This is a genomic window from Terriglobales bacterium (assembly GCA_035454605.1).
In the GTDB taxonomy this organism is placed as follows: domain Bacteria; phylum Acidobacteriota; class Terriglobia; order Terriglobales; family Acidobacteriaceae; genus DATMAB01.
Window position 1 is genome coordinate 1 of record DATIGQ010000078.1, and the last position, 2,560, is coordinate 2,560.

Consider the following 2,560-nt stretch of genomic DNA (forward strand, 5'->3'; position numbering starts at 1 on the left):
GAGAAATGACAGTGCGGCCGATTTTCCTGATTGTCACACTCACGCTCGCGATATCGGTTCCGGCGGATGATTTTAGGGTCGCCGCGGCCAGCGACCTGACGTTCGCCCTGCCCGAGATCGTGTCTGGCTTCGAGAAACAAACGGGACATACCGTGCGCGTCACTTACGGGTCGTCGGGCAACTTCTTCGCCCAAATGCAGAACGGTGCGCCATTCGATGTGTTTCTTTCCGCGGACAGCGAGTACCCACGCCGCCTGGAAAAAGCAGGCCTTACTGACACTCCGGTGATCTATGCCATCGGTCGCATCGTCATTTGGGCGCCAAAGAGCAGGAAGCTCAACGTGGCCGAGCGCGGCGCACAAGCGCTCCGGGACCCTTCGATACGCAAGATCGCCATCGCCAATCCCCGCCATGCTCCCTATGGCCGCGCAGCGGAAGCGGCACTCAAGAACCTAGGTTTCTATGAACAACTTGCGTCGAAGCTGGTGCTGGGGGAGAACATCTCGCAGACGGCGCAATTTGTGCAATCGGGTAACGCGGATGTGGGAATCATTGCGCTCTCACTTGCCCAGGCGCCAGCAATGCGTCAGAGCGGCGAATATTGGCTCATACCGGAAAACGCGCATCCGCGGCTGGAGCAGGCCGCGGCGATCCGAAAATCATCGCCGCATGGCCAAGCAGCCAGCCAGTTTCTTCTCTACTTGCGGGGCCCGGATGCCCGGGCCGCACTTCGACGCCATGGCTTCGAACTGCCGGAGGCGCAACCGTGAATTGGCAGGCGATTCTGCTGACCTTGAAGCTGGCCGTGGTCGTGTCGGCCCTCCTGCTGCTGTTGGGGCTTCCACTCGCCTACTGGGTGGCCTTCTCGCGTTGGCGCTGGAAGTTCCTGGTGGAGGCGGTTGTGGCGCTGCCCCTGGTTCTTCCGCCGACGGTGCTCGGCTTTTATGTCCTGGTGGCGCTGGGACCGCGCAGCCCGTTGGGCGCGTGGTACGAGTCGTGGTCGGGGCGCGGCCTGCCTTTCACTTTCGAAGGACTGGTCGTCGCTTCCGCGCTCTACAGCCTGCCCTTTGCCGTTCAGCCCTTCGCGGCTGCATTCGCCGCCGTCGATGCGCGGTTGCTGGCGGCTTCGGCCACCCTCGGCGCCTCGCGTCTCCGAACCTTCCTGCGCGTTATTGTTCCGCTTTCGCTGCCGGGAATCGTCACCGGCACGGTGCTGAGCTTCGCGCATACCGTGGGCGAGTTCGGAGTGGTTCTGATGGTGGGCGGCAACATACCCGGCGTGACGCGCACGGTTTCCATCGATATCTATGACTCGGTGCAGGCCCTGGATTACACGGGTGCGGGACAGACCTCGCTGGTTCTGCTGCTGTTTTCATTCGCTGTCCTGTCGCTGGTGTATGGCGTGAACCGGAGGACTTGGCCGCTATGGTCGGCGAAGTAGCCCTCGAGGTCCGCATACAGAAGCGCCTTCCCGGCAACGGTCAGCCGGGCTTTGAACTCGACGCCGAGTTCACGGTTCCACCCGGCATCACCATCTTGTTCGGACCTTCCGGGTCAGGGAAGACCACCATGCTGGAGTGCGCTGCCGGGCTGCTTCGGCCCGATGCCGGTCGCATCGCTGTAGGGAAGCGACTTTTCTTCGATTCGACGCGGGATACCGACATTCGCGTCGAGCAGCGGTCGGTGGGCTATGTGTTCCAAACGCTGGCGTTGTTTCCGCACTTGAGCGTCGAGCAAAACGTCGCCTACGGCTTGGCCCGGGAAGGGATCGAAGTTCGACGACAGCGCACGGCGGCCATCCTGGAGTCATTCCATATCGCGCATCTTGCCCAGCGAAGGCCGGACGAAATCTCCGGCGGCGAGCGCCAAAGAACCGCGCTCGCGCGGGCCCTCGTCATTGATCCGTGCCTCTTGCTGCTGGACGAGCCTTTGAGCGCCTTGGACCGGGCCGTGAAGGCAAAGATCATCGACGACCTGAGGAAGTGGATCGCTCAACACCCCATTCCAGCGCTCTACGTTACTCATGATCGCGACGAAGTGTTCGCGCTGGGCGAGCGCGTCGTCTTCCTGGATCGGGGCAGGGTGGTAGCCTCCGGAACGCCGCGCGATGTCTTGGAGGCGCCGCGACGCGAGGTCGTTGCGCAAGCCGCAGGGTTTGAGAACATCTTCGACGCCAAGGTCACTGCACTGCATGAGCCGCAAGGCACAATGAGCTGCCGCCTCGACGGTTCACAGACTGAACTTGAGGTTGCGCTGGCGCGATTGAACCTAGGCGATGCCGTTCGCGTCGCCGTACGCGCTGGCGACATCCTGCTGGCCACGATGCCGCCCGCCCAACTCAGCGCGCGCAACGTCCTGGAAGGCCGCGTTGTCTCTCTGCGGCAGGTGGACATCACGCTGGTCGCGCGAGTGCAGTGCGGTGTCGAGTTCGAGGTTCACCTTACCCCCGGCGCCGCACAAGCGCTCCAACTCGAGTCTGGAGGGCGAGTGTGGCTGGTACTGAAGACTTACTCCTGCCACCTGCTGGCGGAAGATGCGGTTACACCGTCACGAACAGTCC

3 protein-coding genes are annotated in these 2,560 nt (G+C 62.7%); all 3 read left to right on the top strand.

Features of this window, described 5'->3' with window-relative positions:
• Positions 1-770 (top strand): molybdate ABC transporter substrate-binding protein (gene modA / locus VLE48_05615; protein HSA92470.1); only part of this gene is annotated, 770 nt, incomplete at its 5' end.
• Entirely contained in the window at positions 767-1,441 is a 675-nt protein-coding gene (gene modB / locus VLE48_05620) for a molybdate ABC transporter permease subunit (protein ID HSA92471.1), read from the top strand. The genes modA and modB, both read left to right, overlap by 4 nt.
• On the top strand, positions 1,426-2,560 hold a 1,135-nt coding region (gene modC / locus VLE48_05625; GenBank protein HSA92472.1), incomplete at its 3' end, for a molybdenum ABC transporter ATP-binding protein. The genes modB and modC, both read left to right, overlap by 16 nt.